Source organism: Pseudonocardia sp. D17 (assembly GCF_036984265.1).
GTDB lineage: Bacteria > Actinomycetota > Actinomycetes > Mycobacteriales > Pseudonocardiaceae > Pseudonocardia > Pseudonocardia benzenivorans.
Genome location: NZ_BPRG01000048.1, coordinates 23,669 through 50,356, shown reverse-complemented (window position 1 = coordinate 50,356; position 26,688 = coordinate 23,669). Strand labels below are relative to the sequence as shown.

Annotated in this window: 18 protein-coding genes and 1 tRNA gene; 7 read left to right on the top strand and 12 right to left on the bottom strand. The window is 71.9% G+C overall.

Annotation, left to right across the window (positions count from 1 at the left end):
* Positions 1–338 precede the first annotated feature (338 nt).
* Together PSD17_RS10050 and PSD17_RS10045 are read right to left on the bottom strand one after the other, a co-directional pair.
* Entirely contained in the window at positions 339–2,519 is a 2,181-nt protein-coding gene (locus PSD17_RS10050) for a cytochrome c oxidase assembly protein (protein WP_013676867.1), read from the bottom strand.
* Positions 2,520–2,553: 34 nt separating this feature from the next.
* A complete protein-coding gene (locus PSD17_RS10045; RefSeq protein ID WP_013676868.1) occupies positions 2,554–3,378 on the bottom strand; it encodes a PP2C family protein-serine/threonine phosphatase in 825 nt (274 codons plus the stop codon).
* Positions 3,379–3,444: 66 nt separating this feature from the next.
* Between PSD17_RS10045 and PSD17_RS10040 the strand changes: the two genes are divergently transcribed.
* The 3 genes from PSD17_RS10040 to PSD17_RS10030 all read left to right on the top strand — a co-directional run bounded on the left by PSD17_RS10040 (position 3,445) and on the right by PSD17_RS10030 (position 6,791).
* Positions 3,445–5,202 (top strand): N-6 DNA methylase, encoded by a 1,758-nt coding sequence (locus PSD17_RS10040; protein WP_339122465.1) that lies wholly within the window; start codon positions 3,445–3,447, stop codon positions 5,200–5,202.
* Positions 5,193–5,269 (top strand) — tRNA-Arg (locus PSD17_RS10035). The genes PSD17_RS10040 and PSD17_RS10035 overlap by 10 nt, the downstream gene beginning before the upstream one ends.
* 271 nt (positions 5,270–5,540) lie before the next feature.
* A complete protein-coding gene (locus PSD17_RS10030) occupies positions 5,541–6,791 on the top strand; it encodes an amidohydrolase (RefSeq protein ID WP_339122464.1) in 1,251 nt (416 codons plus the stop codon).
* Between the two features lie 214 nt (positions 6,792–7,005).
* Here PSD17_RS10030 and PSD17_RS10025 read toward each other — a convergent pair whose 3' ends face one another.
* Positions 7,006–8,166: a hypothetical protein gene (locus PSD17_RS10025; protein WP_339122463.1), complete on the bottom strand. Its 1,161-nt coding sequence runs from the start codon at positions 8,164–8,166 to the stop codon at positions 7,006–7,008.
* Between the two features lie 63 nt (positions 8,167–8,229).
* Positions 8,230–8,580 carry a hypothetical protein gene (locus PSD17_RS10020; RefSeq protein WP_339122462.1) on the bottom strand — a complete coding sequence of 117 codons (351 nt, stop codon included), beginning with the start codon at positions 8,578–8,580 and terminating at the stop codon, positions 8,230–8,232.
* Positions 8,581–8,985: 405 nt separating this feature from the next.
* Here PSD17_RS10020 and pta point away from each other — a divergent pair, with 405 nt between their 5' ends.
* On the top strand, positions 8,986–11,064 hold the full coding sequence (pta, locus tag PSD17_RS10015; RefSeq protein WP_339122461.1) for a phosphate acetyltransferase: 2,079 nt from the start codon (positions 8,986–8,988) through the stop codon (positions 11,062–11,064).
* A gap of 537 nt (positions 11,065–11,601) precedes the next feature.
* The gene (locus PSD17_RS10010) at positions 11,602–12,222 is read left to right on the top strand and encodes a hypothetical protein (RefSeq protein WP_339122460.1); all 621 of its coding nucleotides are present in this window, start codon (positions 11,602–11,604) and stop codon (positions 12,220–12,222) included.
* 175 nt (positions 12,223–12,397) lie between these two features.
* On the opposite strand, the gene PSD17_RS10005 is transcribed toward PSD17_RS10010, so the two are convergent.
* The 6 genes from PSD17_RS10005 to PSD17_RS09980 form a co-directional block, all read right to left on the bottom strand.
* Entirely contained in the window at positions 12,398–12,856 is a 459-nt protein-coding gene (locus tag PSD17_RS10005) for a pyridoxamine 5'-phosphate oxidase family protein (protein WP_013676895.1), read from the bottom strand.
* 71 nt (positions 12,857–12,927) lie between these two features.
* Positions 12,928–13,983, bottom strand: a complete 1,056-nt coding sequence (locus PSD17_RS10000; protein ID WP_339122459.1) for an acetate/propionate family kinase — start codon at positions 13,981–13,983, stop codon at positions 12,928–12,930.
* A gap of 43 nt (positions 13,984–14,026) precedes the next feature.
* Positions 14,027–16,381, bottom strand: coding sequence for a phosphoketolase family protein (locus tag PSD17_RS09995; protein WP_339122458.1), 2,355 nt, complete (start codon positions 16,379–16,381; stop codon positions 14,027–14,029).
* Between the two features lie 274 nt (positions 16,382–16,655).
* On the bottom strand, positions 16,656–17,537 hold the full coding sequence (locus PSD17_RS09990) for a universal stress protein (RefSeq protein ID WP_339122457.1): 882 nt from the start codon (positions 17,535–17,537) through the stop codon (positions 16,656–16,658).
* A gap of 307 nt (positions 17,538–17,844) precedes the next feature.
* Entirely contained in the window at positions 17,845–18,705 is an 861-nt protein-coding gene (locus PSD17_RS09985; protein WP_158703493.1) for a universal stress protein, read from the bottom strand.
* A 51-nt stretch (positions 18,706–18,756) separates the two neighbouring features.
* Positions 18,757–20,103 (bottom strand): FAD-dependent oxidoreductase, encoded by a 1,347-nt coding sequence (locus PSD17_RS09980; protein WP_339122456.1) that lies wholly within the window; start codon positions 20,101–20,103, stop codon positions 18,757–18,759.
* 74 nt (positions 20,104–20,177) lie between these two features.
* Here PSD17_RS09980 and PSD17_RS09975 point away from each other — a divergent pair, with 74 nt between their 5' ends.
* Positions 20,178–20,816, top strand: a complete 639-nt coding sequence (locus PSD17_RS09975; RefSeq protein WP_339122455.1) for a TetR/AcrR family transcriptional regulator — start codon at positions 20,178–20,180, stop codon at positions 20,814–20,816.
* Positions 20,817–21,115: 299 nt separating this feature from the next.
* Positions 21,116–23,860 (top strand): cation-translocating P-type ATPase, encoded by a 2,745-nt coding sequence (locus PSD17_RS09970; RefSeq protein ID WP_339122454.1) that lies wholly within the window; start codon positions 21,116–21,118, stop codon positions 23,858–23,860.
* Between the two features lie 110 nt (positions 23,861–23,970).
* Here the strand turns inward: PSD17_RS09970 and PSD17_RS09965 are convergent, their stop codons facing one another.
* Both PSD17_RS09965 and PSD17_RS09960 read right to left on the bottom strand, forming a co-directional pair.
* Complete coding sequence (locus tag PSD17_RS09965; RefSeq protein WP_339122453.1) at positions 23,971–24,414, bottom strand: pyridoxamine 5'-phosphate oxidase family protein; 444 nt, start codon at positions 24,412–24,414, stop codon at positions 23,971–23,973.
* 364 nt (positions 24,415–24,778) lie between these two features.
* Complete coding sequence (locus PSD17_RS09960) at positions 24,779–26,575, bottom strand: GAF domain-containing sensor histidine kinase (protein ID WP_339122452.1); 1,797 nt, start codon at positions 26,573–26,575, stop codon at positions 24,779–24,781.
* Positions 26,576–26,688: the final 113 nt, after the last annotated feature.

Genomic DNA, 26,688 nt, shown 5'->3' with positions numbered 1-26,688 from the left:
CCAATCCGAAAAACAAGCTCGACACACTGTTGAGTTCTCAAAAGACACCCGCACACCATCGACCGACTCCCAGCAAGGAAGCCAGCGTCCGGGGCTGTAATGTTCCTCGACCGAGCAACCTAGACCGCTCGACCGAGGGGGCGGCCAGCGGGCCTGGTGACCGACCCGCTCGGGGCCGTTCTGTCCGGCGTCTCGCTGACAGGGAGAAAGTTACAGGAGCGCTCCGACCCCTGCAAATCACCCCCCTTGTACCGCCTCTGACCAGGCGAAACAAGCTTTTTCAGGTTGCCAGCGCGTGACCTTCGTGCGACGAACGGTCGGTCGGCCCGTGCGGCCCGTCAGCGCTCCCCGTCGCCCGACGCGTCGTCCTGACCTGCAGGGACAGTGCCCGTCGCGCGGCCGGGCCGGTGATCACGGGTCTCGGCGGTCGGGCGTTCGTCGCTCACGGTGACCGCGGCCACTTTTCGGAAATTCTCCTCCTGCGCGGCAGGCGTAGGCGTCCCCGTCGCCAGGCGGTTCAACATGGCGTTGTAGGCCTTCAGGTCGGCATCCCCGTCGACCTCGGCGCGACGATCATCGCGTCGCGCCGACCGCTCGTCGTGGCGCGACCATTGCACGAGCAGGACGATGACGACCAGCAGGAGCGGGAGCTCGCCGGAAGCCCAGGTCAAACCACCGCCGAGCTGCTGGTCGCGCATCAGGTCGGGGACCCAGGGCAGGCTCAGACCGCGGTAGAACGACCCCCCGATGATCTCGTTCTGGCTCATCAGGGCGACGCCGAAGAACGCATGGAACGGCACCGACGCGAAGACGACGCCGAGCCGGGCGACCGCCGGTAGCCGGCGCGGCGACGGGTCCACCCCGATCAACGGCCAGAAGAACAGCCAGCCGACCAGCAGGAAGTGGGCGTTCATCGCCAGGTGCGCCCAGTGCTCGTTGAGCGAGGTCTCGAAGAGGCTGGAGAAGTACAGCGCGTAGTAGCTGCCGACGAAGAGCGGCAACGTGATCAGGGGGTTCGTCAGCCAGCGCGCCGCCGGGGAGTGGACGGCCGCGAGGATCCACTCGCGCGGACCGTCGGGGCGTCCCTTCCCGCTCGGGGGGAGCGCCCGCAGCGCCAGCGTCACCGGGGCGCCGAGCACCAGCAGGATCGGCGCCAGCATCGACAGCATCATGTGCTGGGCCATGTGCACGCTGAACATCGCGGGCGCGTACCGGCCGATCCCCGAGCTCGTCGCCATCAGCACGACCAGGCACCCGCACAGCCAGGCGATCGTGCGGCCCACCGGCCAGGCGTCGCCACGGCGGCGCAGCCTGCGCAGGCCCGCCAGGTACCCGACGGCCAGCAGGATCGCGAACGAGCCGTAGATCAGGCTGAACCGCCAGTCGAACAGCAGGCGCAGCAACGTCGGCGGGCCGTCGAGGTCGTACCCGATCACCGCCTCGAGAATCGACGGCGGCGGGGCGCCGGTGTCGGGAGGTGCGCTGCGCCCCAACGCGACCGCGAGGCCGATCGTCGCCAGCATCAGCAGGATCTCGACGCCGCCCAGCGCGATCAGCGACCGGGTACGGCCCTCGGCGGCCGCGGCGACGGTCCGCCTGCGGTGCAGTGCCCCGAGCACGCCGAGGGTGACGAGGGCGAGGGTCTTGGCCACGACCAGGGCGCCGTACTCCGTGGTGAAGACGGCCCACAGCGGCACCCGCACGAGCGCGTTGACCACGCCGGTCACCGCGAGCAGCGCCCAGCACACCAGTGCCAGCGTGGAGAAGCGCGGGACCGCCGTCGCGAGCGCGGCGGCACGGTCGCGGTTGCTCCGGCTGCTCGCGAGCACGACGACGGCCGCGAGGCCACCCACCCACAGCGACGCGCCGAGGACGTGCAGGACCAGGCTGTCGGTGGCGATGTCGTGCGAGCCGCCGGCGGCGGAGTGCCCGGTCAGCGCGACGGGGAGCGGGCCGAACAGCGCCAGTCCGAAGGCCACGACCGCCCAGCCCCAGCTCAGGACCAGTCGCGCCGCGACCAGCACCAGCAGCGCGGCCACGGCCGTGAGCGACCAGGCCTCGGCGGCGGAGATCTTGGGGATCAGGTCGAACAGCAGGCCCGGGTCGAGCACCTGGCCGACGGGACGTCCCAGCGTGTCGGCGACGTTGAGCGGCACCAGCAACACCGCGCAGACGAACCACGCCGACGCCGTCCACGACGCGGCACGCACCGCGCGGTAGCCGGAGACGTCGAGGTAGCCGTCGGGCTGGGCGGGCACGAAGAACGCGGCGAGCAGCAGGAACCCGATGGTCAGCACCATCGAGACCTCGGAGAGTGCGCGGACGGCCGGGAGCGCGACCGTCGTCAGCTCGCCGGGGTCGGGCAACCCGAGCAGGGTCGCGGGACGGGCACCCGTCAGTACTGTCAGTCCTCCGGCGACGAGCATCGCGATGCCCGCCCCGAGCCCGATGAGACCGGCGGCCCCGGACGAGGACGTCCCGGCCTTCCGCGTCTCCGGCCCGGCGGTCGTCTGCGCCATGACCTCCAGGCTAAGCCCCGGCCGAACGGGCTCGTCAGACGGCTTCGGCGGCCTCGGCGGCCGCCCCCACCAGGACGTGACCGTTGTCGACCGAACCGTCCGACCCGGCACCCCCGTCGGCGTCGGGCACCTCCACGACGTCGGCGACGATGCACGTGATGTTGTCCGGGCCGCCACCCTCGTTCGCGAGCTCGATCACGGCCGACACGACGGCGTCGGGGTCGCGGTCACGGGCGACCAGCTCGCGCAGCGTGTCGTCGTCGAGGACGGCGGTGGCGCCGTCGGAGCAGAGCAGGTAGCGGTCACCGGGTGCCACGTCGTCGACCCACACCTCGGGGTCGGGGTCGTTGCCCGCCTGCAGCGCGCGCAGCAGCACCGAGCGGCGCGGATGGACCGCGGCCTCCTCGGGGGTGATGCGGCCCTCGTCGACGAGTGCCTGTACGACGGTGTGGTCGTGCGTCACCCGGGTGAACTCGTCGCCACGCAGCCGGTACACCCGCGAGTCGCCGATGTGCAGGATGCCGAGGCGGGTGTCGTCGAACAGCAGCGCCACGACGGTCGTCCCCATCCCGCGCGAGCCGGGGTCGCGGCGGGCACCCTCGTCGAGCAGGCGCGCGGCGACGGAGACCCCCGTGGTCAGCGCGGCGGCCAGGTCGACCTCGGAGAGGTCGGGACCGAGCTGCTCGTCCATCTCGGAGAAGGCGGCGACCGTCAGCGAGCTGGCGAGCTCCCCGTGCGCGTGCCCGCCCATCCCGTCCGCGACCACGAGCAGCCTGCGGCCGGCGAGGCCGGAGTCCTGGTTGCCCGACCTCCTGCGGCCGACGTCGGACCCGATCGCGAACCGCAGTGCCGAAGGCATGGCGCGAAGTATGGGGGCTGTGTAACCGCTTCACAACTCACGACGCGGCGAATTAGGGTGATCGACGTGAGCGAGGTCGCCACCGTCAGCGCGGGCGACATCGCGCGGCTGGGCGGGGTGAGCAGGGCCGCCGTCTCCAACTGGCGACGTCGTCATCCCGACTTCCCCAGCCCCGTCGACGGCACGCCCGCGAGCCCGCGGTACGAGCTGCGCCACGTCGAGGAGTGGTTGCGCCGCAACGGGAAAGCCACCGAGATGCCCCCGCTGGAGCGGATGTGGCAGCACCTGCGGGGCGAAGGTGGCGAGATCGGGCTCGGGCACGTCGTCGCCCGGGCGGGGGCACTGCTCGTGTGGCTGCGCGACGGGGACGACGAACCCCTGCTGCCCGGCGTCACCGAGCGGACCGACGCGGCGTTCGTGGAGCTCGCCGAGCGCGTCGCCGACGAGCACGGGCACGCCGGCGCCTTCGAGCTCCTGCACGCGCGCTACCTCGAGACCGACTCCCGACGGCTGCGCCCCACACCGCCCGACGTCGTCGCCGCGATGCTCGAGCTCGCCGCGCCGGAGCCCGGCGAGCTGCTGCTCGACCCGGCCTGCGGCACCGGTGGGCTGCTCGTCGCGGCCCGCGCCGACCGGCTCCGCGGCGTCGACCTCGCTCCCGACCGCGCGCTCATCGCGGCCGCCCGGCTGCGGCTGGCCCGTCGCGAAGCAGCGTCGGTCTGTGCGGACGCCCTGCTCCCGCCGGATCCTGCCGACCTCGCCGACGTGGTCGTGTGCGACCCGCCCGTCGGCGACCGTCGCGACCTCGACGGCCCCTGGCCCTACGGCGTCCCCCCGCGCAGCGAGCCCGAGCTCGCGTGGGCGCAACGGTGCGTGCAGCGGGTGCGCCCTGGCGGTCGCGTCGTCGTGCGGATGCCGGCGGCCGCCGCGTCACGACGCCGGGGCCGCCGCGTGCGGGCCGCCCTGCTGCACGACGGTGCCCTGCGTGCCGTCGTGGGAGCCGGTCACGACGCCGACCTGTGGGTGCTGCGCCGCCCGCGTGCCGGCGACCGGCGTCCGACGACGATCCTGCTCGCGCCCGACACCCACCGCCCCGCCGACGAACGCCCGCTCGCCGCGGTGGACGCCGAGACCGTCGACCTCAGCCCCCGGCTGCCTCCGCGCCCCGACCCGGCCGCGTACGCCGCGAAGGCGCAGGCGCTCGCCGAGGTCCGACCCTGCCCACCCGCCCTGCAGCCCACGACCAGGGAGCTGCCGACCACCAGCCTCGCCGCCCTCGAACGCGCCGGCGTCGTCCGGCTCGTCAGGGTGTCGACGGCCGACCCGGCACCGGCCACCCTCACCGCCGACGACCTGCGGCTGGCCCGCGCGCCGAGCGGTCCCGGCTCCGGGTCGACCGTGGTCCGCGCCGTCGCGGGCGACGTCGTCGTCGGGGCTGCGTGCGCCCGGACACTGGACGCACCGGCGGCACTCGCGCCCGGACTCACCGCCTATCGGCCCGACGTCGACCGGGTCGACCCCGACCTGCTCGCCGGGGTCCTGCGCACCGCCGGCACGTCGCGTGCCGAACAACGGCGCGTCCGCGTCCCCGACCTCCCCCTCGACGAGCAACGCCCCCTCGCCGCGGCCCTGCGTCGGCTCGCCGATCTGCACCTCCAGCTCCAGCAGGCCGCCGCAGCTGCGGAGGTGCTCGCCGCGCAGGGGACGGCGGGGCTGCTCGCAGGTCGGCTGGCGCCCGGAGACCCGCAGGTCCGAGCGCCGGGCGTCGACGGGACCGCTACCCTTTCCCCGCGCCCCGGCGGTCCGGGGCGCACGCCCTCGTAGCTCAGCTGGACAGAGCAAGAGCCTTCTAATCTCTGGGTCGCAGGTTCGAATCCTGCCGGGGGCACCAGGTCGGATGGCATACGTCTCCGGCCGGGCTCGACAGGTGGGGCGCGTGGTGGGGCGAGTATCGCTAACTTCGCCCGATGGCAGCCGCTCCGAAGCCCCGACGTCGGCGCGGTGAGATCACGCGCCTTCGGCTCGGACCGTGTGCGGGTCTTCGTGAGCACGGACCCCGGTGGGGATTCCCGTTCTCGAGAGGCGAGTCGTGGCCGTGGGGGCGGGTACGTCGGACACCTGTGGGCCATCATGGTGGCCACCGCCGACCTCTCGGAGACGTCATGACGACATCTAGCGTGCTGGCCGGGCTGGACCGGGTACGCGGCTGGCAGGAGGAGTTCTACCGGGACCTGCACGCCCACCCCGAGCTGTCGCACCAGGAACGACGCACGGCGCAGCGGGTGACCCAGCGGCTGCGCCACGCCGGCTACGAGCTGCACGAAGGCATCGGTGGCACCGGCGTCGTGGGCGTGCTGAGCAACGGCACCGGTCCCACCGTGCTGCTGCGCGCCGACATGGACGCGCTCCCGGTGCGCGAGGACACCGGGCTGCCCTACGCCAGCACGGTCACCGCTGCCGACGCCGAGGGCGACCAGGTACCCGTGGCCCATGCGTGCGGGCACGACGTGCACGTGAGCTGCCTGCTCGGCGCCGCTCAACTGCTCGCCGACGACCGCGACGCCTGGCACGGCACCGTGGTCGCGTTGTTCCAGCCCGCCGAGGAGACCGGCGACGGCGCCCGCGGCATGCTCGACGACGGCCTCGCCGAGAGGATTCCGACCCCGGACGTCGCGCTGGCCCAGCACGTGCTCCCGGCCCCGGCCGGACACGTCGGCACACTCGCCGGTCCGGTGCTCTCCGCCGCGGACAGCATGCGCATCACCGTCCACGGACGCGGCGCGCACGGATCGATGCCCCAGGCCGCGGTCGACCCCGTCGTGCTCGCGTCCATGATCGTGATCAGGCTGCAGACCATCGTCTCCCGGGAGATCCCGCCCGGCCAGACCGCCGTGCTGACCGTCGGCTCGCTCCGCGCCGGCAGGAAGAGCAACGTCATCCCGGACCGCGCCGTGCTCGAGCTCAATGTGCGCACCTACAGCGACACGACCCGGGACGGGATACTGGAGGCGATCCGCCGGATCGTCACCGCCGAGTGTCAGGCGTCGGGCTGCCCACGCGACCCCGAGTTCGAACTGTTCGACCGGTTCCCGCTCACCTCCAACGACCCCGACGTCACCGCGCGGGTCGCCGGCGCGTTCGGCGAGTTCTTCGGCGACCGGGCCGGCCCACTCGAGCAGCAGACCGCGAGTGAGGACTTCAGCGACATCCCCACCGCGCTCGGTGTCCCCTACACCTACTGGGGAATCGGCGGCATCGACGCGAAGACCTACCAGCGGGCCCAGGAGGCCGGCCGGGTGTCCCAGGACATCCCGGTCAACCACTCCCCCGGTTTCGCCCCGGTCATCCAGCCCACCCTCGACACCGGCACCCAAGCCCTCCTCGCCGCGGCGCTGGCCTGGCTGGCCCGATAGCTCAGTCGCTGCCGCCCCGGTCCCTCGCCACCCCCGTCGCTGTCGTCCCGGCCGCCGTGTCCCTCTCGCACCGCCGCTCGCCAGCTCGCCCGCGTGACACGAAGGACCGTCGCGTGGCCCACTACCGAGGTCAGCAGGCGCTGCGAGGCGACCATGGCCTCTGCGGGCCACGCGGCGGTGGAGCGATGCTACTGCCCCAGGTCGTGAACGGTCCTCAATTCCTGAGGTACCACGCGTACCAGTCGCGGCTCGAGGCGCTCAGGTAGTGCTGCGGGCCGACCTGCTCGGCGGGGAACAGCCGGAACCCTTGCGGCGGACGGCCCGCATGGACGTGATAGTACGTCCCACTGACCCAGTTGGGGTTGATGTCGAGTTCCATGCCACGCACGACGCCGGCGTCGATCAGGATCCGGCCCAGTGTGCATACCGACAGCGCTGGGCCGCCGACGTAGATCTCGGCGCCGTCGGCGGTCACCCCGAACCCGGACCGGTGGACGAATGCGGCCTGCCCGATCGTGCTGCCCCACTCGTGGGTGCCACCGCTGGCACAGGTTTGGTTGAGGGCGCCGCCGTCGACCAGCGGTGTCAGGTTCTGCCGCACGGACGCGACATCGGACGCCATCCGCACCTCGGTCCCCCAGGCGCCGACGTCCGCGATGCCGTCGCTGTGCAGGACCAGGCTCGCCTTGCCCTCGAGGAGCGGCGCGACGGTGCGCCCCTGGCTGTAGTAGCCGTTGTGGCTGGGGTCGCTGAGTTTGAATCCGCCGTTGAATGCGGCGACGACGTCGACGCCGGCCGCCCCGGCGAGCGATGTCGACGCCACCCAAGACCCTCCGGGGTCGTTCGTACCAGGATGCAGCTGGCCGCGGACCAGCCGCGGGTCCATCCGCATGACACCGGCGAGGAACGCCGTGTGCTCGTCGTCCACGCGCAGGGTGGTGACCTGCACGGCCGGTCTGCCGTGCGCGGCCACGACGGTCTGCCAGACACCTTCACCCGGCAGCGACGCGCCGCCGGCGAGGGGCGCCAGCGGCGGCGCCGTCGACTTCTCGCCGACCGCTCCTGCAGCGGTCGGGATCCCGCCGACGGGAGCGCCCCCGAGTACCGGGCGGTCAGCCGCATAGGTCACCCGTTCCAGGCCGGTGACCAGCCAGTTCATCCCGTGGTCACGAGCCCACTCGGCAAGCTTCACAGCGGCGGGGTCCGCACCCGCAGAACCGAGTGCCGCCGCGACGATCGAGGTCGTGACGAGTTGTACGAGGACGACGAACACCAGCAACGCGCGTCGGACACCGCGTCCTCTGCGTGGCCGGCGCAGCCTCCTCTCCGGTCCCGCGACCTCGTCGGTCTCGTCGGTCCCGCGGGGCGTTGTCATCGGCAGGCGGTCCGCGACCGGTCGCAGGGGCATCGGGTACTCGCCGATCTTCGGAATGGGCACTCAGTCCGCCGGGCGTCCGGAGGGTCGCGGCTGGGGTGCGTACTGCATGCTCCTCCAGGCGGCGCGGGCACCCCTGTCACCGACCCGGACGACCTGGACCGCAGACAGCACCGCGAAAGACATCCTCAGCACGGCAAGAACGACGATCCCGACCCGCGGCTGCCCGTCGTCGACGCGCGGTAGGGCGATCATCCTGGGCCACCCCCGCCGCGCCCGTATCCGCGGCCACAGCGCGACGAGCACGGCACCGATGACGGCGGCCGGCACGAGGACGACGACCGCGTGCACCACGAGCGGATGGACGGGGAGTCCGAGCATGAACGTGGGCAACGGCCGGCCTTCCAGCTGCATGGGGAACGAGACGATCGTTGCTGCGGAATCTCAGAGATTCCTTGGACCGGCCGGCAGAGTGGGCCGGAACGTCACGTCGCCGGTGTCTGTGTCGGTGTCGGTGTCGGCCGCGAGAGAGACACATCCGCCGTTCGCCGCCGAGCTGCAAGGACTTCCTCGGAGCAGGTGTTGACACCGTCGAGCTTGCGAGCGGGAACTCCAGGAATCTGCGGCGGCATGTTCAGGAGCGTTGTCGTTCCGTCCTTTCTCCGGCATTACCGTGCCGTGGGGAGGGCGGCGGCCCCTGCTCACGGCACGAGGTCCGTCCGGGGTGAGCCGTCCGGGTAGGGAAGAAGGGCCGGGTGCCGGGGCGGACGACCTGTCCCAGGATGGGACCACTGGTCCAGACGGGAGCGGAAACCCAGCGTGCAGAACGGTCCGGGGAAGGCCAGAAACGTCTACGTCACCGCGCTCGAGCCGGGAAGCGGTAAATCGGCGGTCGTGCTCGGCCTCTTCGAGGTGCTCGTTCGGCGTGCAGGGCGAGTGGCCTTCTTCCGCCCGTTGGTCGCCGACGCGGCGCCGCCGGACCCGGACGTCGAACTTCTCCGTCGGCATTACCGACTTCCGCAGCAGTACGCGGACTCGTTCGCTCTGACCGCGGCGGAGCTGCGGCGTTCGTCGCGCGACGGGGTGCTGGGGCGAGTTCTGGACGGGTGGGCGGCGGTAGCGGCCGGTGCGGATGTCGTCGTGGTCGAGGGCAGCGACCTGACCGCCTCACCGGCCACCGAGGTTGACCTCAACGCGGCCGCGGCGGTTCACCTCGAGGCACCGGTCCTGCTCGTGGTGGGGGGCCGCGAGCGCTCGGCGGTCCATGTACTCGATGCCGTCCGGCGTGATCTCGCCGCACTTGCCGAACGTGGCTGCGAGATGCTGGGTGTGGTCTGCAACCGGGTCGACCCGCGCGTGGCGGAGGCCGTCCGCGCCGAGCTGCCGGTCGCGTCGGGCGGGCTGCCGGGCGGGGTGCTCCCCGAGCTGCCCCTGCTATCGGCGCCGACCATCGCCGAGGTCGCGGCAGTACTCGAGGCGGAGGTGGTTGCGGGTGACCCGCGGCATGCGCGCGAGATCGAACGTGTGATCGTCGGGGCGATGGGGTTGCCGCACTTCCTCGAGCGGGTGTGCGACGCAGACCTGGTGATCACCCCGGGTGACCGGGCGGACATCGTGGCGGGCACGCTCGCCGCGCACCTGTCGGGTGCCTATCCCGCCGTCGCCGGACTAGTTCTGACCGGCGGCCTCGTGGAGCCCGCCGTGCACCGCCTCTGCCAAGGACTCGGCGCGGCCGGCGTACCCGTGCTCGCCGTCCCCGGCGACACGTTCGAGACCGTCTCGGCCGTCGGGCGCGTCCGCGCCGCGATCCGACCGGAGAACGAGCGCAAGATCGCTGCCGCGATCCGGATGTTCGAGGACCGCGTCGATCACGACGCCCTCACCCGACGCCTCGACATGGCCCGCTCGACCCGCACAACCCCGCTGATGTTCGAACAGCAGCTCCTCGACCGCGCCCGCGCCGACCGCCGGCACATCGTGCTTCCGGAGGGTGACGATGAGCGGATTCTGCGCGCCGCGGAGCAGCTGCTCCTGCGCGGGGTGGTCGACCTGACGCTCCTGGGCAGCGAGACCGAGCTGCGATCGCGGGCGAGCTCGCTCGGCCTCGCGCTGCCCGGGGTGCGGATCGTCGACCCCGTCACGTCACCGTGGCGGAAGGACTTCGCGCGCGTCTACGCCGAGCAACGCCGCCACCGGGGGGTCGCGCTGCCGTTGGCGCTCGATCTGATGGCCGACGGCACCTACTTCGGCACGCTCATGGTGCGCCAGGGCGTGGCCGACGGGGTGGTCTCCGGGGCCACTCACACCACCGCCCACACGATCCGCCCGGCATTCGAGGTGATCCGCACCGCGCCCGGGGTGTCGCTCGTGTCGAGCGCATTCCTGATGTGCCTGGCCGACCATGTCGTCGTCTACGCCGACTGCGCGGTCGTTCCGAACCCCGACCCGGTCCAGCTCGCCGAGATCGCGCTCTCCGCTGCGCACACCGCGACGACCTTCGGGATCGACCCCCGCGTCGCGATGTTGTCCTACTCCACCGGCGAGTCCGGCACCGGTGCCGACGTGGATCTCGTCCGGGAGGCGACGGCGCTGGTGCGCTCCCGGCAGCCGGACCTGCTGGTGGAGGGCCCGATCCAGTACGACGCCGCCGTCGACCCGGATGTCGCGCGCCTGAAACTGCCCGGCAGCAAGGTGGCGGGGCGGGCGACGGTGTTCATCTTCCCCGACCTCAATACCGGCAACAACACCTACAAGGCCGTGCAACGCTCCGCGGGAGCTGTGGCGATCGGCCCGGTCCTCCAGGGCCTCGCGCAGCCGGTGAACGACCTGTCCCGCGGAGCGACGGTGCACGACATCATCACCACCGTCGCGATCACGGCGATTCAGGCACAGGGCTGAGCCGAGGCACCGCGTCCCGGAGCTCCCTTCTTCGAAAGCTTGCCGCCGTCGGCCGCACGGCCGCGGCCGGGAGCGCGAGGAGGCGCGACACACCGCCTGACCAACCCGACCGAGCGACGGCCCGACAGCAGAGGTCCTCGGACCCGCGGGCCCGCCTCGTGAGTCCCTCGGGCGTCCGGCCCTTGGGCCCTCGCGGTGACGCGTGCGCGAGGCGAAGGTGGTCATGAGCCGGTTTTCGACCGGCACCAGGCGTACGGAGGGCCCATGGCACTCGAACTCGCGCCGCGGCGACTCGCGACGATCGTCGCTCCACCATCTCCTGCTCGGGCCCACCTCGAGCTACCCGGCGTCCCGCCGGCCGGCGCGCCGACCACCCGGACGCCGGCTGCCAGCATCCCGGCACCCGGATACCCGGCGGGCTGACCGATGCGTGCCGCGCTCCAGCGCAGGCATGCCGGTTCCGGTGTGGTCAGCACGCTGCTCTGGCGTCTGCTCGCGACCTGGGCCGGTGCTCCGACACCGAGGTCACCGTCGAGGGTGGGACGGCGCTGGTTCGTCTGGGTCACCCTCGGCGAGTGCACGGGGTTCGTCGCCCCGGCGATCGTGGGGGCGGCATCGAGCACCTGGTCGCTGCCGGCGACAGCCGCGGGGCTGCTGGTGGCCGGAGCGCTGGAGGGAACGGCGCTGGGTTGGGCCCAGGCCCACGTTCTGGCCCGGGATCTCGTGACCCTGCCCCGCGCCCGGTTCGTCGCCGCCACCGCTGTCGCTGCCGTCCTCGCTTACGCGATCGGACTCGTCCCCGTGGCGCTGGGCGAGCGGCTCACCACGCTTCCGCCGGCGCTCCTGATCTGCGGCGGGGTCGTGGGCGGCGGCGTGCTGCTCGGGAGCATCGGCACTGCACAGTGGCTCGTCCTCCGACGGGTGAGGCCGCGCTGCGCATGGTGGATCGCCGCCACCGGCGGAGCCTGGGTGGGCGGGTTGCTCATGTTCGTCGCCATCGCGACGCCGCTGTGGGAGCCCGGGCAGCCTGTCGCGCTCAGCATCGCCGTCGGGGTCCTCGGTGGGTTTGTCATGGCTGCGACCGTCGCCGCGCTCAGCGGCGCCGCGGCCGTGCGCCTCGTCGATCGGCCGCGCCGGTCCGGTCCTGGCTCCTCGTGACGATGAGGAACCTGCGACTCGCAGGCGTTGCGTGCGAACCAGGACGCGAGCACCGACGACGACCAGATGGCCGACCGAGGGTGCCGGCGACAGCGCTGTCGGGGCCTGCCCGGCGTCCGTCTCGGGCGCATCCCGAAATGCTGGTGCCGGTCGGTTGAGCGGTGGGCCGCGGGGCTCAGGGGTACGCCGCCGGCTCGAATGCCGGGGGGAGCCGGCCCGGGACGATGCGCCGGCCACTGATCTGCTGGGGAATCAGACGCATCCAGTGCCCGTGCTCCCCCGGCGCCCACGGCTCGACGCCACTGGCCCGAGTACGTTCGACGAGCTCGGCCCGGTGCTCCGCGGTGACCTCCTCGGCCAGACCACGCACGAGTACGCTCCAGCCGGCTCGCGTCCCCCTGTCGATCTGGTCGACCTCGAAGGTGACGTTGGCGTGGTCGGCCGCGCTGAGCTTGGTGCCGGTGTCCGTACGGATGACGATTGTGGTTCCGTCGAGTGCGAAGTTCACCGGGAAGATCAACGGGTAGTGCTCGGCGTTGACGCCCAACCGTCCGATCTGCTCGGTCGCCAGGAGGCGGTAGCACTCGTCGACGTCCAGGACCTGCAGCTGTCGGTCGCGTTCGCCTTCGGTCATCGGTTCTCATCCTCTCGGTGTCTGCCAGGGCCACGCGGGCGTCGGCCGGTGTCAGCGGCGAGCTCCCCGGGTCATCTCAACGCGGCGCGGGTGCCGCGGGCGATCTCGAGGTCCTCGCGGGCAGGGACGACGACGGTGCGTACGGCAGCACCGGCTGCCGTGATCTCGCCGTCGACGGTGTCGTCGAGCGCAGGGTCGACGGCCACGCCGAGGAACGCGAGCCTTTGCGCGGTGCGGGTCCGGATCTCGCCGGCGTGCTCGCCGACCCCGCCGGTGAAGGCCAGGGCCCCTATCCCACCGGTCGCGGCCGCCATCGAGGCGATCCCGGCCGCGAGCCGGTGGACGTAGGCGTCGCGGGCCAGGACCGCGTCGGGCTCGTCCCGGGCGGCCGCAGCCAGGACCTCCCGCATGTCGGGAGTGCCGGCCAGGGCCGCCAGCCCCGAACGCTTCTCCAGCGTTTCGGCGATCTCGTGCGGGCTGAGGTGCTCGTGCTCCTCGAGCCACAGCACCAGGCCGGGATCGACGGTGCCGGAGCGGGTCGCCATGACCAGGCCCTCGAGCGGAGTGAAACCCATGGTGGTGTCGACGCTGCGTCCATCGAGCACGGCGGCCAGTGACGCTCCCGCCCCCAGGTGCGCGGTCAGGATGCGCCGGGCTCCGGTCAGCTCGGCGACCCGCGCCGAGCACCATGCGTGGGACAGGCCGTGGAAGCCGTAGCGGCGGATGGCGTAACGCTCGCGCCACTGCTTCGGCACCGCGTACGTCGCGGCCGCCTCCGGGATCGAGGTGTGGAAGGCGGTGTCGAAGCAGGCCACGGCGGGGAGGTCGGGCAGCAGCGCGGTGACCGCGTCGAGCCCGGCGAGGGACTTCGGCTGGTGCAGGGGAGCCAGCGCGGTGAGGTCCTCGAGCTCCTTGCGCACCGCGGCGTCGATCACGACAGGGTCGGTGAACCGGGTGCCGCCGTGCACCACACGGTGGCCGACGGCGTCGGGCACCGGCCAGTCACGCAGCACGCCCTCCAGCTCGGCGCCGGGTTCGGTGTCGGCGCTCTGTTCGACGTCGTCGTCGGGCCCGAGAAGACGCAGCTTGACGCTCGACGACCCGGCGTTGACCACGAGCACCCTCATGAGCGGCCCCTCGTTCCCGCCGCGGTCGTCCCCTCGCCGTCGTTCATTCCCACCGCCAGTCGGCGATCTCCGGGTCGTCCTCGCCGTGCTCGCGGGTGTACGCGCGCGCGGCGAGCCGACGGTCGGCCATGTCCTGGCGAAGAGTGGCGGCCCGGCTGCCGAGCGTCGGCACCCGGTCGATCACATCCATCACCAGGTGGAAGCGATCGAGGTCGTTGAGCATGACCATGTCGAACGGCGTCGTGGTGGTGCCCTCCTCCTTGTAGCCGCGCACGTGGAGGTTGTGGTGGCCGTTGCGGGAGTACGTCAGGCGGTGGATCAGCCACGGGTAGCCGTGGAAGGCGAAGATCACCGGTTTGTCCACGGTGAACAGCGCGTCGAACTCCCGGTCGGACAGACCGTGCGGGTGCTCGCGGTCGGGCTGCAGCCGCATCAGGTCCACGATGTTGATCACTCGCACTCTCAGCTCGGGTAGATGCTCGCGCAGCAGCGCGGCCGCGGCGAGCGTCTCCAGCGTGGGGATGTCGCCGCAGCAGGCCAGCACGACATCCGGGTCGTCGGCACCGTCCGCCACCGGTGTGGACGCCCATTCCCAGATGCCGAGCCCGCGGGTGCAGTGCGCGATGGCCTCGTCCGTCGACAGGTATGTCAGCTGCGGCTGCTTGCCGGCCACGATCACGTTGACGTAGTGGCGACTGCGCAGGCAGTGGTCCGCGACGGAGAGCAGGGTGTTGGTGTCCGGGGGCAGGTAGACGCGGGTGATCTCCGCCTTCTTGTTCACCACGTGGTCGAGGAAGCCCGGGTCCTGGTGGGAGAAACCGTTGTGGTCCTGACGCCAGACATGGCTGGACAGGAGGTAGTTCAGCGACGCGATCGGGGGCCGCCACGGGATCGCGCGGGTGGTCTTGAGCCACTTGGCGTGCTGGTTGAGCATGGAGTCCACGATGTGGATGAACGCCTCGTAGCTGGTGAACAGCCCGTGCCGACCGGTGAGCAGGTAGCCCTCCAGCCAGCCCTGGCACAGGTGCTCGGAGAGGATCTCCATGACCCGCCCGCCCGGGGCCAGGTGCTCGTCGCCCGGCTCCACGGCGGCGTCCCAGGCCCGGTCGGTCACGTCGAAGACCGCCTGCAGCCGGTTCGACGCGACCTCGTCGGGCCCGAAGAGCCGGAACCGGTCGGGGTTGCGGCGCACCACCTCCCGCAGGAACTCACCGAGCACGCGCGTGGCCTCGCTCATCTCGACGGCGGGCTTGTCCACGGGCACGGCGAAGGAGCGGAAGTCCGGCATCGCGAGGTCGCGCAGCACCACCCCGCCGTTGGTGTGCGGGTTCGCGCTCATCCGGCGCTCCCCGCGGGGCGCCAGGGCGCGGATCTCGTCGACGAGCCGCCCGTGCTCGTCGAACAACTCCTCGGGCCGGTAGCTGCGCATCCACTCCTCGAGCTGGGCGCGATGTCGCTCGTCGGTCCGGGTTCCGGCGAGGGGGACCTGGTGGGCGCGGAAGGTGCCCTCGACCGGCTTGCCGTCGACCTCCCGTGGCCCGGTCCAGCCCTTCGGCGTGCGCAGCACGATCATCGGCCACGCCGGGCGTCCGACCGGCGGGTCCGCCTTGATCGCCGCGATCTCGTCGAGCGCGGCGTCGAGCCTCGCGGCGAGCTCCTCGTGCACCGCCGAGTGGTCCGTGTCGCTGCCGGCGGTGACGAACCGGGGCGCGTATCCGTAGCCCCGCATCAGCGCGGCGAGCTCCGCTTCGGGGATCCGGGCCAGCACCGTCGGGTTCGCGATCTTGTAGCCGTTGAGGTGCAGGACCGGCAGCACGACGCCGTCCCGGCGCGGGTCGAGGAACTTGTTCGAGTGCCAGCTCGCCGCCAGCGGACCGGTCTCGGCCTCGCCGTCGCCCACGACGCACAGTGCCAGCAGGTCCGGGTTGTCGAACACGGCGCCGTAGGCGTGCACCAGCGCGTAGCCGAGCTCGCCGCCCTCGTGGATCGACCCCGGCGTCTCCGGGGCGACATGACTGGGCACCCCACCGGGGAAGGAGAACTGCCGGAACAGCGCACGCAGCCCGTCGGCGTCCTCCCCGATGCCGGAGTAGACCTCGCTGTAGGTGCCTTCGAGGTAGGCGTTGGCCACCAGGCCCGGCCCGCCGTGCCCGGGCCCGGTCACGTAGAGCGCGTTCAGGTCCCGAGCCTTGATCACCCGGTTCATGTGCGCGTAGAGCAGGTTCAGCCCGGGCGTCGTTCCCCAGTGGCCGAGCAACCGCGGCTTGACGTGCTCGGCGGCCAGCGGTTCGCGGAGCAACGGGTTGTCGAGCAGGTAGATCTGCCCCACGGACAGGTAGTTCGCCGCTCGCCACCAGGCGTCGAGCACGGTCAGGTCGTCGGACGAGGTCGAAGGCACTACACGGCTCCCGTTCTCTCGGTCTCGTCGGTTACAGCGGTGGGCGGGGTGGGCAAGCGCGTCCTGGATCGCCCGGACGACCACGAAGTCGAGCGGCATACGTGTGTACCCGGTGATCCTCGGGGTGACGCGCCGCCATCGGCTACCCCTGATCCTCCGGTCGAGCCCTCGGCGGCGATCAGGGGGTCGGCAACGACCGCCGGCGCGAATTCAGGGCGTCCAGGAACCGGTGCCGATGGTCACCGCGACGGTGCCGCACCGCGGGCGACGAGAGCTACGTGGCGGGCTCGGGACGCACGACGGCGACCGGGCACGTGGCGTGCTGCAGGACGGCCTGGCTCACCGAGCCGAGCACCGCACCACCAACAGGGCCGTGTCCGCGCGAGCCGACGACGAGCAGTCCCGCATTCGTGGAGCGCGCCACGAGCTCGCGGGCCGCCGCATCGACGACCACGACCGGGGTTGCCGTGACACCTGGGTACTTCCGAACCCACACGGCGAGCTGCTCCTGCAGCGCCTTCTCCTCGGCGGCCTGCTCGGCCGGCCAGTCCACCAGCGGCTCGAGGAACGGGTCGAGCACGCCCTGGCTCCAGGCATGAACGGCGACCAACGGCACGTTCCGACGCGCGGCCTCCTCGAACGCGAAGCCTACGGCCTGGTCGTTCGCGGCCGAGCTGTCCACCCCGACCACAACCGGCCCGGCCGAGGCCGGCGCTCCGCGCACGACCACAACGGGGCACTCGGCGTGGGCAGCCACCGCGATCGCGACCGAGCCGAGCATGAGCCCGGTGAAGCCGCCCCGGCCGCGGGTGCCGAGCACGACCAGTGCAGCCCTCGTGGACTCGTCGCGGAGCACGACAGGTGGCTCGCCCCCGCGTACGTCCCGCTCCACTTGTGCGCCCGGTGCGGCCTTTCGCGCTACTGCCGCCGCGGCGTCGAGATGCTCCGCGGCGGCGCGCTCGATCTTCTGGCGCTGGTACTCCTGCCCGAGCGCAGGCAGCCCGACCGGGCGGAAGGTCGTCCACCCGACAGCGGCGACGAGACGCAGCCGGGCGTTGCGGCGCTCTGCCTCCGCCGCAGCCCAGCGCGTAGCGGCGAGCGAGGACTCCGAACCGTCGATGCCCACGACGACCGCCCTCTCGAGCTGCTTCGCCATCGTTCCTCCTCTGCACGTCACTCCCACTACGTTCCGGAGCTCGATATCCACGATCTCCGAATGATCGAGTTGTGGCAGCGGCTCTCGGGCCCGGTTGGGAGGACCGAACGGCCCGGTACGTCAGGACGAAGCGCCCGGGCTCCACCTCGGCCGAGGCTTCCGCCGCCAGGGCGCCGCGTTCGGCGGCGATCCGGCGGGCGTCGTTCCGCAATGCGCGTTGGGGCGGCGAACCGAGCCCGACCGAGCTGGGGGGTCGCTCCGCGTGGACACGCTCGACAAGTGAGGGTACCTCGAAGTCACGACCAGATCACGGTCCGTCATCGGTCACGTGCTCCTGGCCGTCCTGCCGGACCGGGGCCAGCACGACCGGGCACGGAGCGAAGCCGACCAGGCCGCGGCTGGTCGACCCGAGCAGCATCCCGTCGTCAGAGCTGGGCGGCCGCGCAGCGCCGCGCGGCGCGGCGACGAGCACCCGAGCGGATACGGCCAGGTCCAACAACGTGCGCAGGGCGGTCCCCTCCACCGATCGCACATCCACCTCCACGTCTGGCGCATGCGCGCCGAGTCGTCGACGCGCGCGAGCCGCCACGGCGTCACCTTGCGCGGCCAACTCCGGCCAGTCCTCCGTGCGACGATGGGCCGCGCCCCCTGGACCGGTCGCGACATCGGACCACGCGTGCACCACCACCAGTGGCGCCGCGAGGTCGCTCGCGAGAGCTGCGGCGAGGTCCAGAGCTGTCCCGGCCGTCTCGGTGTCGTCGATCCCGACGACGACCGGGCCACCGCTCGGGGGCTGCTGGTCAGGTGTCGACCCGCGCACGACGGCCAGCGGACACGGTGTACCTCCGGCGAGCCGGGCCGCGACGGTCCCGGCCAGCAGCCCCGCCGCGCTACCTTCCCCATGGCTTCCGAGCACCAACAGGTCGGCCGTACCGACCCGCCCCACCAGCGCATCGACGACGGCGTCCGGCGATGCCGGCCCCGGCGCGAGGTCCACGTGTGCGCCCAGCTCCGCGGCCAGCTCCGTCAGCCATCTCGGCGCGGCCTCGGCACCGACGTGCACCAGATGCAGGGGAGCACCCCGGGCATCGGCGATCGCCGCCGCCCACCCCGCGGCGTGCCGAGCCGAGCGTGAGTCGTCGACGCCCACGACCACGGCGTCCGTCACCGTGCCCTCTTCGCGGTGCACCATGTCGTCACTGCCTCCGCCCGTTGCCACTCACGGACCAGGCTCGCACGCCTGTGCATCCCTCCGCAGGCCAGTCGTCCTGCCGACGGCGCTCGCACGCACGCGGTCGACGATCTCCGGATTGCTCCAGAACGCTGCCGGCGTGTCGAGCAGGTTCCGGTACCGCAGGTAGGCCACGTGCAGGTCAGGGTCGGTCCGCGCCGTCCTGACCGCGTCGGCGTGGCTGAACGGGCGCTCGGCCGACGGGGCAGGCCGGTCACCTGCCCAACGGGCGTTCGTCTCGGCGTCCAGCAGGACGGTGTCGCGGAACCATGGTTCGAGGTTCTCGGCGGTCCAGGCGGTGAGGGCCGCGGTCAGCGATGCGGGCTCCTCGTCGACGTCGAGGAGCCCGACCAGGGCGTCGGCATGGGCCAGGGCCAGGGCACCTCCACGGCCCCATGTCGGGTTCGTGCAGACCGCGGCATCGGCGACCGGGAGCAGACCGGCAGGCAACCGGGAGGAAGGACGCCGAAGCTGATTGGCCAGGTTGCCCATGAACTGGACTCTGCCGGTCGGGCGTGCGTCCTCGATCCGGTCCGGGACGGAGGGCACCGCACGGAGGGCACCGAGGAACTCGTCCGTGCCGTGCAGCCTGGCTCGTAGTCCCCGATCGTGGGCCGGTGCGAAGAAGGTGGCCGAAAGCCAGCCCGCGTCCACCGGGAGGACGAGGAGGGTCGCGAACGGCAGCTCGACCCGCAACATCGGATCACTGCCCGTGAAGCCGGTTTCACGGTGGGACCATTGCGTGAAGTAGACCTGCCGGGTGTCGACGGTGCGGGTCGTCGGCGGCGCCGCGCCGGAGCGGAGGCACCACTCGGCCACCCGGGACCGTCGGCCGGTCGCGTCGACCACCAGGTCTGCCGACAACTCACCAACGGTCGTAGCGACCCCGGTGACGCGCGGCCTGCGCCCCGCGGTGACGAGCAGACCCGTGACCTCGACTCCGCGCCGGAGACCGACCCTGGACTCTGCCTCGACGGCCGCGCGTAGCACCCACTCGAAGACCGGACGCCGGCACCGGAACTGCACGAGATCGTCCATCCCCGCGCCGCAGCGGATGCCGGGCTGGGACGCGAGCAGGTCGACGTCGTGGGCCCCGGCGCTGCGCAGCCGGTCCAGGACGTCGGGTGCCCTGGACGCCAGGATCGACCGACCGAGCGCCTGCGTCCCGTGCAGCTGCCGGAACTGGGGAACACCGCGCCGCTTCCAGCCGTGCCACACCTCGTCGACCCGGGCGGGCGCCGCGTGTCCGTCGGCCTCGAGCAGAACGACGTCGTGTCCGGCCCGGGCCGCGAACAGGGCGATCGCGAGCCCCCCGATGCTCCCGCCCGCCACCACGATCGAGCTCGTCGGCCACCTCCGGACTCGATGGTATAGTTCTACTATACTGAGTATCGCGGTACTGTACGCAGATGCCGAAGGCTGTCAACCGCGCTTCGGGTCTCCGTGCCGAGCAGGCCGCCCGGACAAGGGCCCGAATCCTCGAGGCGGCGCGCGAGGTCTTCGAGCGCCGCGGTTACGGCGGTGCCCGCATCGAGGACATCGCCGCGGCCGCCGGGGTAGCCGTGCCGACCGTCTACAAGACCTTCACCAACAAGAAGACCCTGCTGGCAGGCGTCGTCGAGCGTGCGATGACCGGCGCCGACTACGCGGGCGACGTCGACGAGCAGGACTGGTGGCAGGAGCAGCTTCGTGAGCCCGATCCCGTGCGTCAGCTACGACTGATCGCGCGCAACGCCCGTCGGATCTACGGCCGCGCCGCGTCGGTCCTGGAGATCCTCCGAGCATCGGCCCCGCTCGACCCGGACATCGCCGCCACGTGGGACGAGGTCTTCGCCCAACGCCTCGAGCGAAGCCGGGGGACGGCTCGCAGCATGCTGGCAAAGGCGGGCGGACGGGCCCGGTTCGATGCGCAGGAAACCGCGGTGACACTGCTGGCGCTCACCCGCCCGGAGCTCTACAGCGAGCAGATCGGGCTGGGCAGGAGCCCTGACCAGTACGAGCGCTGGCTCGGCGACGTCCTCGTCGCGACCCTCGTGACGAACGCATGAGAAGTGAACTCGCGTGGTTGCGGGGCCGGGTCCACCAACCCTGAGGCCCAGCCACACAGACAACGACGTGAGCCCGATCCCAGATGCCGTTCCGCGGCCATCGCCGGCGCGGCTCGTCAGAGCGAGGACACGGGGGCCACGGTCTCAGCCCGCCACCGGGCGGCGCAACCGTCTCGTCCTGCTCGTGGCTGCTGCCGGTGGCCGTCTCAGTGGCCCGTGGGTAAGGGACGAAGGACCCCTGATCAGGAGCCGGGCAGTGCGGGTTGTCTGGTGCGAAGCTGATCGTCTGGAGGTCGCGAATGAGCGGCGCAACACCTCGGGCCGCCGATGTGCCCGCGACAGCGGAGGACACCGATCCCCGCGAGCCGGTCGAGGTGCTCTTGCGCGATCTGCGCTCTTCCCGGGCGGGGCTGGGCTCGGCTGAGGCCGCTCGTCGCCTGGACCGGTACGGCCCGAACCTGCTCGAGCAGCGCTCGAACCGGGACTGGCCGCGAGCGCTGCTACGCCAGTTCACCCATCCACTGGCTCTGCTGCTGCTCGCCGCCGCGGTCCTGGCGTTCGTCTCCGGGACGCGCGAGCTGGCGTGGGCAATTCTCGCCGTGGTCGCGCTCAACGCGGTGTTCGCGTTCGTCCAGGAGACCCAGGCGAGCAAGGCGGTCGAGGCGCTCGGTCGCTACCTGCCCCCGCGGTCGCGGGTGCGCCGGGACGGCACCGTCGTCGAGGTCGCGGCTGGTGATCTCGTTCCCGGCGACGTCGTGTTGCTCGCCGAGGGCGATCGGGTTCCGGCCGATGCTCGGCTGCTGTCCGGCGCGCTGCAGGTCGACGCCGCGGCGCTGACCGGCGAGTCGGTCCCGGTCGACCGCGACGCCGCGGTCTCCGACACGGCCGACCGCAAGCTCGACTCCCCGGTGCTCGTCTTCAGCGGCACCGCGTGTGTCGCCGGAACCGCGGAGGCGGTCGTTCACGCTACCGGCCGGCACACCGAGATCGGCCGCATCGCCGCACTGACGGGCCGCCGCGGGCCCGACGAGAGCCCGTTGGAGCGGCAGGTCCGTCGGGTGGCCTACCTGATCGCCGCGGTCGCGGTCGGGGTCGGCATCGCGTTCCTGCCACTTGGTGTGGTGGCCGGCCTCTCGTGGACCGAGGCGGCGATCTTCGCCGTCGGTCTGCTGGTGGCCAACGTGCCCGAGGGTCTGCTGCCCACCATCACGCTGGCCCTCGCCGGTGGCGTGCGTGCGATGGCCCGACGCGGCGCCTTGGTCAAGCGGCTGTCCGCGGTGGAGACCCTCGGGTCGACGACCGTGATCTGCACCGACAAGACCGGCACCCTGACCGTCGGGCGCATGACGGTGCAGGACGTGCGCGACGGTGCCGGGAACCCCGTCGCCGTCGCGGGGTCTGCGCTTGCTGTCGCGGTGGCGCGCTGCGCGACCGCTGACGCCGCGACCGGGACCGGTGATCCGACCGAGTTGGCGCTGCTGGCGATGGCTGCCGATGTAGGCGCCGATGTCCGCGTCGACACCCGCGACCGTGACCGGCGGACCCTGTTCGCCTTCGACGCCCGCCGCCGGACCATGGCCACGCTCGACGATCTCCACGGGGACGAGGTCCGTGACGAAGGTCTTGCTGTCGGCTCGTGGATCCACGTCAAAGGTGCACCCGAGGTGCTCATCCCCCGTTGCTCCCTCGGCCTCGGCCGAACCGCCGCGGTGGAGGCCGCTGTGGACGAGATGGCCGGCCGGGGTCTGCGCGTCCTCGCGGTCGCTCGACGCGAATGGACCGCGGACAGCGCACCGGCCCGCGACGTCGCCGAAGGCCCCGGACTCGAGCTGCTCGGTCTGGTCGGGCTGCTCGACCCGCCGCGTCCCGAAGTGGGCCCGGCTGTCGCCGCCTGCCACTCCGCCGGGATCCGGGTGCACGTCGTGACCGGCGACAACGGCCGCACCGCCGCCGAGATCGCGCGTCGGGTCGGCCTGCACCCCGACCGGGTCGTCGAGGGCGACGAACTCGACGCCATGCCCGATCCCGAACTGCACCGGGTCCTGGCCGAGACGGGAGAGATCGTGTTCTCCCGGGCCGCGCCGGAGGCGAAGCTGCGCATCGCCGATGCCCTGCGCGCCGACGGACAGACCGTGGCGATGACCGGGGACGGCGTCAATGACGCGCCGGCACTACACCACTCCGACATCGGGGTCGCGATGGGACGGGAGGGCACCGAGGTCGCTCGCGAGGCTGCCACCATGATCCTCACCGACGACAACTTCGCCACCGTGGTCGCGGGGGTAGGAGAAGGCCGCCGCGTCTTCGACAACGTGCGCAAGTTCGTGCTCTACATCTTCGCCCACGCCATCCCGGAGGTCGTACCGTTCCTGGTCTTCGCACTGTCCGGGGGCCTGGTCCCGTTGCCACTGACCGTGCTGCAGATCCTCGCGGTCGACCTCGGCACCGAGACCCTGCCCGCCCTTGCTCTGGGCCGGGAGAAAGCCGAACCGGGTCTGATGGACCGTCCGCCCCGCTCGCGCGGGCACGCGGTGATCGACCGGCGAATGTTGCTGCGCGCCTGGGGAATCATGGGCGTCGTCTCCGCCGCCCTCGGCCTCGGCCTGTTCCTGCTGGTGCTCTACCGCGCGGGTTGGACTCCGGGCACCGACACCGGGCCGGGTGCGGCACTGCATGAGGCCTACCTGCAGGCCACCACGGCCAGCTTCGCCGCGATCGTGGCGTGCCAGATCGGAACCGCGTTCGCCGCCCGCACCGACCGCACCTCGCTGTGGCGCATCGGCGTGCTGAGCAACCGCCTGCTGCTGGCCGGCATCGCCTTCGAGATCGTCTTCGCGGCCGCGGTGATCTACCTCCCCCCGCTGCAGGCCGTGTTCGGTACCGCGGCCTTGCCGAGCTGGGCGCTACTTCTCCTGCTTCCCATGCCGGTCATCGTGTGGGGTGTCGACGAGGCCTATCGGTGGGCGGGTCGGCGACCGGACGACGCATGGCCGGAGGCAGCCTCGAGCGGCCCTCGAGCAGCCGCCGATTCGGCCCGGCGGTGAGCCTCGCGTTCTCCCGGGTGATCTCGGTGTTGGTGCCGTGCCCGTTCTCCTGCTCGGCGAAGTCCACTTCCCGGGCGCGCACACTCGAGGGAACCCGGGAGCATTGTGCGTCACGCGCCGGAGGGTTCGGGGTGGAGTGATTCCGCAGCCTGATGGAGCCGGCGCCCCTGGAGGACCTGCAGCGGTATCGAGATGACATGTCCGTCGCGACCGGCAACCCATGGAAGCGGCTGGATCGCGGCCAGCTCGCGGAGCCTGTCAGGCACGACGACCTCGTTGGCCTCGCCGACCCCCAGGACGGTCCAGCCCGTGCGCGTGACGGCGTCGATGCGATCGACCTGGAAACCGACGACCGCCCGACGGACCGCAGCAGCCAGTGTGCTGCCCGCGGCGGTCCAGAACACGATCTCTTCGCCGTCGAGCACATAGGCCACCGGGTGCACCGCGGGGAGTGCACGTGCGTTGAAGGCGACCCGCCCGATCTGTTCCCGGCCGAGCAGCCTCAGGCACTCGGCGCGGCTGATCTCGGTCAGCTCACCGCCGACGTTCGGCACATCTCCTCCTCGTCGCTCGTTGCCGCTCCGGGTCGGGAACGCGACAAAGCGATCACTGCTGCAACGATCGTCCGGTTCACGACTCACGGCGAGGGACCAAAGCCTCCACCTCACCCGACGTCAGGCCCGGCATGGCTTCAGACCGGGCTGCGGCCCTGAAACCGTGCCCGCGCGTGGATCCGGGATGGCGATCGCCGGCAGAACTCGTGTACCGCGTCGGCTCGGCCGAGACACCGCTGAGCAGGGTTGGCGGGCACGTCGTCCTTCAGCGATGGAGCTCGCCCTCTCTCCCGCCCGCACGCACAGCCTTGTCGGTTCCCCTCGACCACGAAAGCGGCTCATCGTGCTCGGCGGCGACATCAGGTCACCGCAGGGGGATGATCCAGGTGACCGCCGTGCCCCGGGGGACACGTTGCTCGAGGGTGAAGCGGCCGCCGCGCTGCTCTGCGCGCCGGCGCATGTTGTGCAGCCCGCTTCGACGACCGTCGGCGGAGATGCCGACGCCGTCGTCGCAGACCCGCAGGACCAGCTCACCACCAGCCGCGGTCAGCTCGACCTCGGCCGTCGTGGCGTGGGCATGACGGGCGACGTTGGTCAGGGCCTCGCGAGCCACCGCGAGAAGATCGGGCGCCAGGTCGGGGTCGGTGACCGTCTCGATCGGGCCCGCGAACCGCAACACCGGCTCGAACCCGAGCACCGCGGTCAGCTCGGTCACCAGGTCCAGCATCCGAGCGCGCAGCCCGGCCGGCCCGTCGACCCCGGCCTGGTTGAGAGCGAAGATCGTGGTACGGATCTGGCCGATGACCCCGTCGAGATCTCGGACCGCGTCGAGGACACGTTGGGTCGACCGCCCCGGCGGCATGCCGGCCGCCGCGCTGTGCAGCGAGAGCCCGGTGGCGAACAGCTGCTGGATGATGTGATCGTGCAGGTCTGCGGCGATGCGGTCGCGCTCGTCGAGCAGCGCCACCCGCTGCTGCTCGGCTCGGGCGTCGGCCAGCTCCAGCGCGACCGCGGCCTGGTTCGTGAACCCCGCGGCCATGTCGAGGTCCTCGGTGGTGAACACGGGACGACCACGACGGCGCACGACGGTCACCACGCCCCGACGGGCGTTGATACCCGCCAACGGGAGGATCATCAACGGGCCCACGTCGAAGCCCGTGGCGCTGACACCGGACCCACTCTCCTCGAGTGAGGTGAGCAGTGACGGTGTGCCGTTGAGCAACACGTCCCGGAACAGCGGAGTGTCTGCGGACACGTTGAGATCGGGCAGGTCGTCGGCACCAACCCTGACTGCGGCGCGCAGGCGGTCGTCGTCCTCGGTCAGCAGCCAGATCGACGCCAGGTCCGCGTTGGCGGTGCTGCGGCAGAGGCTCGCGATCAACGTCCAGGGATCCTGCGGCGGCCTCTCCAGGGCAGGGTCGTCCGCCGCGGTCGGCACGGGCGGGAAGAGCAGGGAGTTCGTGACGGTGGCCGCCGCACGCAGCCACCTGCCACGGTCGCGGGCGATGTCGTACAGGCGAGCGTTGGCAATGGCGACCGCGGCGGACGCGGCCAGGGTCAGCGTGAGCTCCTGGTCCTCGGCGGTGAACTCGCCACGGGTGCTCTCGGCCAGGTAGAGGTTGCCGTAGACCTCGTCGCGGATCCGGATCGGCACCCCGAGAAAGCTGTCCATCGGGGGGTGACCGGGCGGGAAGCCGGACGAGCGGTCGTCGTCGGCGATGCGAGAAAGCCGGATCGGCTCGGGTATGTCGATGAGCGCACCGAGGAGCCCCTTGCCCTGTGGCAGGTGTCCGATGACGGCTGCGTCGGAGTCGGGCATACCGGAATGGATGAACTCGATCAGGTGCCCGTCGGAGCCGATCACGCCGAGGGCCGCGTAGTTCGCGCCGACCAGTTCCCGCGCCGCCTCCACGATGCGCCGAAGTACGACCGGCAGGTCCAGATCCGAACCGACGGCCTGGTGAGCACGTAGCAGACCGCGTAGCCGCCCCTGACTGGCCATCACCTCCTGCGCCCGCTCGACCAGCTGCCCCAGCAGCTGGTCCAGCTCGAGGCGCGGAACGTCGACGAATGCGAACTCGCGGTTCGCGTCGTGTCCGGTGGAGTGCGGGTGCCTGGTCGATCGCGACCCGGCACCACTACTGCCCTCAGGCTCGGCCATCGCGATCACCACCTGTCGAGAGTCCGCGCGCGACGCCCTTCACCAGCGCTTCCTCTCCGCGGGCTGCGCTTTGACGAGTGGCCTTCGAGCTGCCGACCACGAGCCATCCGACC

Coding starts and splice junctions, on each gene's coding strand:
- PSD17_RS10005 (WP_013676895.1), bottom strand. CDS start 12,856: ATGACCGAAGGCGAACGCGACCGACAGCTGCAGGTCCTGGACGTCGAC.
- PSD17_RS10000 (WP_339122459.1), bottom strand. CDS start 13,983: ATGAGGGTGCTCGTGGTCAACGCCGGGTCGTCGAGCGTCAAGCTGCGT.
- PSD17_RS10030 (WP_339122464.1), top strand. CDS start 5,541: ATGACGACATCTAGCGTGCTGGCCGGGCTGGACCGGGTACGCGGCTGG.
- PSD17_RS10020 (WP_339122462.1), bottom strand. CDS start 8,580: ATGCAGCTGGAAGGCCGGCCGTTGCCCACGTTCATGCTCGGACTCCCC.
- PSD17_RS09975 (WP_339122455.1), top strand. CDS start 20,178: ATGCCGAAGGCTGTCAACCGCGCTTCGGGTCTCCGTGCCGAGCAGGCC.
- PSD17_RS10050 (WP_013676867.1), bottom strand. CDS start 2,519: ATGGCGCAGACGACCGCCGGGCCGGAGACGCGGAAGGCCGGGACGTCC.
- PSD17_RS10025 (WP_339122463.1), bottom strand. CDS start 8,166: ATGACAACGCCCCGCGGGACCGACGAGACCGACGAGGTCGCGGGACCG.
- PSD17_RS09990 (WP_339122457.1), bottom strand. CDS start 17,537: ATGGCGAAGCAGCTCGAGAGGGCGGTCGTCGTGGGCATCGACGGTTCG.
- PSD17_RS09960 (WP_339122452.1), bottom strand. CDS start 26,575: ATGGCCGAGCCTGAGGGCAGTAGTGGTGCCGGGTCGCGATCGACCAGG.
- PSD17_RS09970 (WP_339122454.1), top strand. CDS start 21,116: ATGAGCGGCGCAACACCTCGGGCCGCCGATGTGCCCGCGACAGCGGAG.
- PSD17_RS10045 (WP_013676868.1), bottom strand. CDS start 3,378: ATGCCTTCGGCACTGCGGTTCGCGATCGGGTCCGACGTCGGCCGCAGG.